Below are 7,810 nucleotides of genomic sequence, written 5' to 3' on the forward strand. Positions count from 1 at the left end.
TATCTATCATTCCACTTTTCCAAAAAGTAGTTAAATACAAATCGTGAACAACCAATTGTTTTCGTAATAGCCATTTTTTGTTCTAAACTAGGATAAATTCGAAACTGATACGCTTTATGGATAAGCACCGCTTTTCACCTCACTTCCTTTTTTTATTTGTTTACAATCTTTTTCACGATATGCATGGGAACGATATCATGATATAACCAAATAATACTGATCACGTATCATTTCTTCTTTTTTGTCGAAAGTCCTCTGTCCCTTTCAAAAAAATACAAATGAAACAATTTCGTAGATGTAAAAATTCCTCTGAGCTATAACATTTTCTTTCTATAAGAACGAACTGATTACGATACCGGTACCTTATACTGATTCTTCACCAATAAGAACCTTTAGGCTGTTGCCTAACCGTCATTCAGCTCCCACCTACTCATTGGAACATGTCCTACCCATTCCTTGAGGTAGGAGTTTTCTGTCGGGAAATGATAAAAAGAGACTACTTTATCCCCTACGTTTAAATTTGTTACTTTATTACCAACTTGAATAACTTCACCATAACTTTCATATCCAGTTTTTCTTGGATAAATAGGATTTGTATCTGAACCATCCGATTCTTTATACTGTGGTAACTCTGCTCCAATACTTATTGCACCTGCAATTGTTTTAACGATAATTTCCTCATCCTGTATGGACTTAATTTTATCAGTTTGCCAATTCAATTGTTTAGGTCCTTCTAAAACTAACTTATATTGTTCCATAGCTTCCCTCTCACTTTATAAAAATATATTCTCACTAAATTGCAAACCATGTATAATAGATTCATCTAAAATTTAAGCTATAAAGTTGGTTAGCAACCAACAGTGATAATATGATAATTGAATTTGATGGATATGGAATTAATGAGTATGTTATTGGCCTTAACTGTTCTCTAAACGAATTAAGAACAATGTATTTAAATGTGAAAAATGAAGAGATATCTAATGAAGAGCTTCTAAGCTTATTTTGTGTACATTACCATTATAAAAAAATCCCAAAATTACTACGAGAAGTCGTCACGAGCGATGTTGTCATTGATTTAGATACGGACTATATTTATATCCCTAATAGATAACAATACATTAGATTAAAAGAATAAGAATTACGATTCAGCTAAGTGTTTAATGAAATAAGTAAATGCCCAAATTAATGTCGCAAATTGAGTGACAAAATACATTGTCCATTCAAAACCAGTCAATTTTCTCTCTCGTCTAACCTTTTTTAAATATCTGTAAAATATAAATGTACTAAAAAACATTAGTAACAACGATAATTGCTGTAAATCATCGACTATACGTACCCCCATAGACTCGATCACCTTCCTATTCAAAATAAATGCTATACTTTAAGGATATCATTTATTGGTAGTTTATTTCCATTTAAAACAATTATATCCTAAACAAAAAGAGCACTCAACAATTGAGTGCTCTAAAAAGTATTAACATAACACTTTTCTTCTACTTTTTATCACTAAGTTCTATCACTTCCGGTATATGATTACTATCATATTTTCTCGTATAGATTTCACCATCTGGAGTAACTAACTGTAATGTAATTTCACCACAAACACCATGTGGTATTTCAAATTTACCTTCTGCATTTGAAATACTACGTTCCTTACTTTCGATTGTGTCTTCATAAATTTTCACATTAGATATAGGTTCGTTATTTTGATCTACGATAATACCTCTTGAATACTTACCAACCGCAATGCATTGATCATCTTTTTTATAATAATTAGTCACAACAATAGCTCCAATTATTATAGCGATACACACAAACAAGAGAATTATTTTGCGTCTCACAACAAACCTCCTTATTCATTTTTTTCTTTTTTAAATTGAAAGGTTATACGCTCCACTTGTCTGATTTCCTCAATTACTTTACGAATTCCTTCTTCAATTCTATCTTCCTTCACATTCGATATGTTTAACTTTAATAGTCGTTCTTTCGGAAAACCTCTCACATAATTTTTATCAATCGTATCAATACTTATTTGCATTTCACCTAGTCTTTGTAAAAACATTTCTGAAATACTCATTTTATACAATTCTAAACAAGTGTGGATTCCAAGTGTATTTTGCTTCGTATATGTAAATAAAAGCGGATTTTCATTATGCATTCTTTCTAATGTTGCTGCTAGTTTTTTAGATCTATCGTGATAGGAAGATTTAATTTTATTTTTATGACGTTCAAACATGCCACTCTTTATATAAATTTCTAAAGCAGCTTGGGATATCATCGGGCTATCGATATCTAAAATCTTTTTATATGTATGGAAATCATTTGCGATGGATGGCGGAATGACCGCAACTCCAACCCGTAAACCTGGAAAAATAATCTTAGAGTAACTTTTTAAATATATTACGTGATTACAATTATCCAAGCTATATAACGGATCTGCTTTTGAATCTGTTTCTAAATCTGCTAAATAATCATCTTCCACTATAAATACATTATATTTCTTAGCCAATAACACAATTTTTTCTTTCTCATCTTTAGAATAAGAAGTTCCAAGCGGATGATGATATCTCGGTATCGTATAAAAGAATTTTATTTTACCTGTTCGAAATATACGCTCCAATTCATGCAAGTCAATACCTTCATTCGTACGTTTAATACCGATTACAGGAATTTTATTTATTTCTAGATACTCAATATATAAATGATATGTTGGCTGTTCAATTAATATCGTTTCATTCTCATTTGGAAATGGTATAGAAGTTAGTATAGCTAGCGCTTGTTGTACACCTGACGTTATAAAAATATTTTCTTCTTTAGTGAAGACTTGATAATTTGCTAATTGTTTTTGAATGACCGGAATTAAAGACGGTAAACCTTTCGGCGTTCCATATACGAACAAGTCATTTTTATACGTATCAATGGCCTTATTAATACAATGTTGAAAATCTAAATATGGGAAAACATCTGGATCTGGTGCTGAGGAAGCAAAATCAATTATTTCGTTATTTTCTATGGTATTCCCAGATTTTTTAACAACGTAGTACCCACTTTGAGGCACAGAATAAATAATATGACGCTTTTCTAATTCATGTAGCGCCCGGATAACCGTTGCCTTATTACAATCATATTGCGTGACTAGTGTCCGAATAGACGGTAGTTTCTTACCTTCTTTTATCTCCCCATTTTGAATCATACTTTCTAAGTCGTTGAAAACATGTAAATACTTATACATCATTACCACCTCATCATTTAATTTGTCCCGGTACAGTTTGTATTTGTTCACATTGTAGCACTAGATCAGAAAGTTTACTATGTACGTATACTGGCCAGTAAGAAATCAACTACTATGGGGTGAAATTATGAAAAATACAACAAAAGCATATATATCAGCATTACTCTATTCATTTATTATTGGATTTTCCTTTTTATTCGTGAAACTAACACTAACCATTACAAGCCCTCTTGATACTCTGGCTCATCGTTTTACAGTTGCTTTCATAGCAGCAAATATTCCGGTTATTTTTGGATTCATAAAGTTAAATATATCATTTAAAAATATACTTTCTCTTTTACCAATTGCGATTTTTTATCCAGCACTTTTTTTTGCTCTTCAAGCTTTTGGATTAGTGTATACAAGTTCATCTGAAGCAGGAATTATACAAGCGGTGATCCCAATATTTACGATGATCTTAGCTTCCTATCTTTTAAAAGAGTATACGAATACATCACAAAAAATCTCTGTACTCATCTCCGTCATCGGTGTCATTTATATATTTATAATGAATGGTCTAGGGGCTTATGAAACTAGTATCATCGGCGTTATTCTTATTTTGTTATCGGCATTATCATCTGCTTTCTATAATGTATTAGCACGGAAAATGGCAAATAATTTCAAGCTGATGGATTTAACTTATACAATGACAGCGATTGGTTTTATTAGTTTTAATTTAATTGCTATCGTCAGCCATATAAACAAAGGGACATTAACTATATACTTTAAACCATTTATGAACGGAACATTTCTTATCTCCATTTTATATTTAGGTTTGCTATCTTCTTTACTAACGGCATTGCTATTAAACTATTCGTTATCTTATATTGAAGCAGCTAAAATAAGTGTTTTCAGCAACTTATCTACACTTATTACAATTATCGCGGGTGTTGTATTCTTACATGAACAAATCGCATACTATCACATCATCGGAACAATTTTGATTATTCTTGGAGTTGTGGGCACAAACTTCCTAGGAAAAAAAGGGGTTGTAGTAAAGAAGAAGAATACTTCCTTAAGTAAATAAAAAGTGAGGTATATGTTATGCAGCATTTAAATACGATTGATATTAGTAACGTTCTAGAATTAGAAAAGACTCTTTCTACTTTATTAAATGAAGTGATTTCTTCAAAACTAGAGCTTGAAAACTGGTTAAAAGATCAGTCAAAAATAATTTGGGAAATCGAAGAACAATTAAGATCGCACTATATCGCCTTTCAATGTAATACAGATAATAAAAAAATAAAAGATGCTTTTGAATATGATCAACAATTTGTAAGGCCTCTTTTGAAACGTTATCAGAATTCATTTGATAATAAATATTTAGAGTCCCCTTTTCGAATGGAACTTGATCCAAAAACGTATAGCTTACTAGATAAAAAAATTAAGAACGCGCAAACATTATTTTGTGAAAAGAACATTCATTTAGAGATAACTGAAGACAAACTAGTAACACAGTACTTCGAAATTACAGGTGGTTTAACTGCACTATGGGACGGTGAAGAGAAAACAATTACTGAACTACAGTCTTACTTACAAGATCCGGATCGTCATATAAGAAAAAATGCAAAAACGCTCATTTCTGAAACATTCTTATCTGTTGAAGATACATTACAACATATATTAAATGAATTAATCGCAATCCGTCACCAAAAGGCCAAAAACATTCAATTAGATAATTATCGTGATTATATGTTTAAAAAACATGAACGATTTGATTATACGCCTGATGACTGCTATGAGCTCGCTGAATCTATTCGTAAATACGTAGTACCACTTATCGATAAAATATTTAATGAGAAAAAATCTGAACTTCAAGTAGATAATCTTCGTCCATGGGATCTAAAAGCAACCGCACCAAATCAAAAAGTATTGAAACCTATCGAAGATGCGAGTGATTTAGTCGAAAAAAGTTCTCGTATTTTACACAAACTAAACCCAGAATTTTCTGCATTATTAAGCCGTATGCATAAAAATAATTGCTTAGATTTAGAAAGTCGTAAAGGAAAAGGACCTGGAGGATTTTGCGAACACTTACCTGCTTCGCAACTATCTTTTATCTTCATGAATCTCAATCATACACATTATGACGTTACTACTTTCCTCCATGAAATGGGCCATAGTATTCATAATGAATGTATGAATCAACTAGAGCTACAAAAATATTTAGAAATCCCTTCAGAATCAGCTGAGCTTGCTAGCATGACAATGGAATTATTTTCGATGGAATATTGGGATACATTTTATGAGAATACAGAAGAATTTATAAAAGCAAAATTAGATTTCTTTATAGATATTGTTAAGTACTTACCACAAATGCTTATCGTTGATCAATTCCAGCATTGGATGTATGAAAATCCTAATCATACTGCTAAGGAAAGAAACGAAAAATATTTAGAATTACATAACACTTACCAATCGAGGGTCGTAAATATCGAAGGCTATGAAAATTGGGTAGCAACTGGCTGGTTACCTGTACTACACATATTCGAAATACCATTCTATTACATCGAATATGCTATCGCACAACTTGGTGCGTTGCAAATGTATAAACAATATAAAGAAAATCCTAAACAAGCAATAGAGAATTATAAAAAAGCTTTATCATTAGGTAGCTCTAAATCTTTAACTGAAGTATATGAAGCAGCTGGTATTCGTTTTGATTTTTCTGGCGAAACGATTAAAGAACTAATGTTATTTGTAGAGGGCGAATTAGAGTCACTTGAACAATTGTAAGAAGAAAGCTGTTCCTATATTTTAGGTTCAGCTTTCTTATTTATTTTATCTTTTTCGGCAAGAAGACTCCATCTGATTTGTGTTACGGGTGAAACCCAACAATTCAGGTGGAGATGAATTGCCGTCAGAAGGTAGGCTGAACTCTTTCGTTTCGCTTATAACAATTTTCCCGGGGGAATGTTGGTTTCTTTTTGTCTTACGATATGTCGGAAATAAGGAGGGAATATATCTTAAGGTAACGAAATTGGATAATCATAATCCTTTTGTTACTTGCACCAAAAGGAATGAATAAGTTAATTCTTTAAGAAAGGTGGTGAAAACAATGGCTAAAAAGAAAGCGGTGAAAGTATTACGGAAACAAAAGAAAAGAGAAACGCTGCAACGATTCACGCAGAAACAAAATATCGGACGAGCTTGTCTTACGGCTAAAGAATTTCGTTTACTTCAGCGTATGTCACATAGTTCAAAAGCGTTGCGAAATGTTGGATTGTATACGATGAAACAAAGTTACCTGAATAATAACAGGATGGCTACTGTAAAAGAAGTGGACACTGCCATGCAAGCCGATATGAACTACTGGGGCATGCAATCAAACTCTGTTCAAGCCATTCGTAGAGCCTTGTATGCAGAAGTAAAGAGCTTTTTTAAAGCAATGGAACAGTGGAAGAAACATCCTGAGAAGTTCACAGGTCGTCCTAAGTTTCCGAATTATTCTCGTTCTACTGATAAACGAATTATTGAAATCTATCAAGTTCCAAAAGTGGATGAGAACGGGTTTTGGATGATTCCGATGAGTGTGGCATTCAGAAAAAAATTCGGTTCCATTAAAATACGTATGCCGAAAAACTTAAGACATAAAAAAATTTCATACATTGAGATTGTACCGAAGCAAAAAGGTCGGTTCTTTGAGGTGCATTACACATATGAGATGCACGTTTCTCAAATGAAGAAACCATCTACGACTACGAGTAACGCTTTGAGTTGCGATTTAGGTGTAGATAGATTAGTAAGTTGCGTAACCAATACAGGTGATTCATTTTTAATTGATGGGAAGAAATTAAAATCTATTAACCAGTACTTCAACAAAATGATACGTCATCTCCAACTGACAAATATGGAAAACGGAATTTCAAAACGCGTTGTAACGAATACAATGGCTGCACTTTGGCATAAACGGGAACGACAAATAAACGGTTATATTTCACAAACTGTAGGTCTGTTGTTCAAAAAAGTGAAAGCATTTGGCATAGATACAATTGTCGTAGGGTATAACGCTGGCTGGAAACAAAAATCTGATATGGGAAAAAAGAATAATCAAAAGTTTGTTCAAATCCCGTTTCATAAACTGATTGCGGCAATTGAGAATAAATGTATAAAAGAAGGTATCCGATTTTTGAAACAAGAAGAAAGCTATACTTCAAAAGCTAGTTTTCTGGATAAAGATCCGGTTCCGGTTTGGTCTAAGGATGATAAGACCCATTATTACTTTAGTGGCAAACGAATCACGCGCGGTCTGTACCAAAGTAAATCAGAGAAATGCATTCACGCTGATATTAATGGTGCGCTGAATACATTGGAAAAATCAAGAGTGGTAGAATGGGAGGACAATCTCAAAGTGAAAACGCCGATTCTATTAGAAGTGCAAAAACGTAAGGTTGTTGCTTCGCGCATAGCTTAGTGGGTGTGTCAACCATCCATGTGTACTCGACTTGTCGGGGCTTGTAGTACACGCCAGATTCATCTGAGTGGTGGCTTCTTTCATAAGGAAGAACTGCTCTTTTTCGAAAGGGTGGTGCAAGTGGG

At 32.9% G+C, this 7,810-nt stretch carries 8 protein-coding genes and 1 pseudogene; 4 read left to right on the forward strand and 5 right to left on the reverse strand.

The features are described 5' to 3' along the window. On the reverse strand, positions 1-128 hold a 128-nt coding region (locus tag FOT98_RS26620; RefSeq protein ID WP_186292138.1), incomplete at its 3' end, for a helix-turn-helix domain-containing protein. A 357-nt stretch (positions 129-485) separates the two neighbouring features. Then, positions 486-758, reverse strand: a pseudogene (locus FOT98_RS26625) (alcohol dehydrogenase catalytic domain-containing protein); the annotation flags it as partial. Positions 759-868: 110 nt separating this feature from the next. Here FOT98_RS26625 and FOT98_RS26630 point away from each other — a divergent pair. Next, positions 869-1,111 carry a hypothetical protein gene (locus tag FOT98_RS26630; protein ID WP_063259897.1) on the forward strand — a complete coding sequence of 81 codons (243 nt, stop codon included), beginning with the start codon at positions 869-871 and terminating at the stop codon, positions 1,109-1,111. Between the two features lie 27 nt (positions 1,112-1,138). On the opposite strand, the gene FOT98_RS26635 is transcribed toward FOT98_RS26630, so the two are convergent. The 3 genes from FOT98_RS26635 to FOT98_RS26645 form a co-directional block, all read right to left on the reverse strand. Next, the gene (locus tag FOT98_RS26635) at positions 1,139-1,342 is read right to left on the reverse strand and encodes a hypothetical protein (protein WP_063259898.1); all 204 of its coding nucleotides are present in this window, start codon (positions 1,340-1,342) and stop codon (positions 1,139-1,141) included. 151 nt (positions 1,343-1,493) lie between these two features. After that, entirely contained in the window at positions 1,494-1,841 is a 348-nt protein-coding gene (locus tag FOT98_RS26640) for a hypothetical protein (protein WP_063259899.1), read from the reverse strand. A gap of 11 nt (positions 1,842-1,852) precedes the next feature. Further along, positions 1,853-3,232 carry an aminotransferase-like domain-containing protein gene (locus FOT98_RS26645; protein ID WP_063259900.1) on the reverse strand — a complete coding sequence of 460 codons (1,380 nt, stop codon included), beginning with the start codon at positions 3,230-3,232 and terminating at the stop codon, positions 1,853-1,855. Between the two features lie 127 nt (positions 3,233-3,359). Here FOT98_RS26645 and FOT98_RS26650 point away from each other — a divergent pair, with 127 nt between their 5' ends. The 3 genes from FOT98_RS26650 to FOT98_RS26665 all read left to right on the forward strand — a co-directional run bounded on the left by FOT98_RS26650 (position 3,360) and on the right by FOT98_RS26665 (position 7,685). Next, entirely contained in the window at positions 3,360-4,298 is a 939-nt protein-coding gene (locus FOT98_RS26650; RefSeq protein WP_063259901.1) for a DMT family transporter, read from the forward strand. A 17-nt stretch (positions 4,299-4,315) separates the two neighbouring features. Continuing rightward, positions 4,316-6,007, forward strand: a complete 1,692-nt coding sequence (locus FOT98_RS26655; RefSeq protein WP_063259902.1) for a M3 family oligoendopeptidase — start codon at positions 4,316-4,318, stop codon at positions 6,005-6,007. 322 nt (positions 6,008-6,329) lie between these two features. After that, positions 6,330-7,685 carry an RNA-guided endonuclease TnpB family protein gene (locus tag FOT98_RS26665; RefSeq protein ID WP_144291184.1) on the forward strand — a complete coding sequence of 452 codons (1,356 nt, stop codon included), beginning with the start codon at positions 6,330-6,332 and terminating at the stop codon, positions 7,683-7,685. Positions 7,686-7,810 lie beyond the last annotated feature (125 nt).

This window comes from Bacillus sp. HY001, from assembly GCF_007558965.1.
Lineage (GTDB): Bacteria > Bacillota > Bacilli > Bacillales > Bacillaceae_G > Bacillus_A > Bacillus_A mobilis.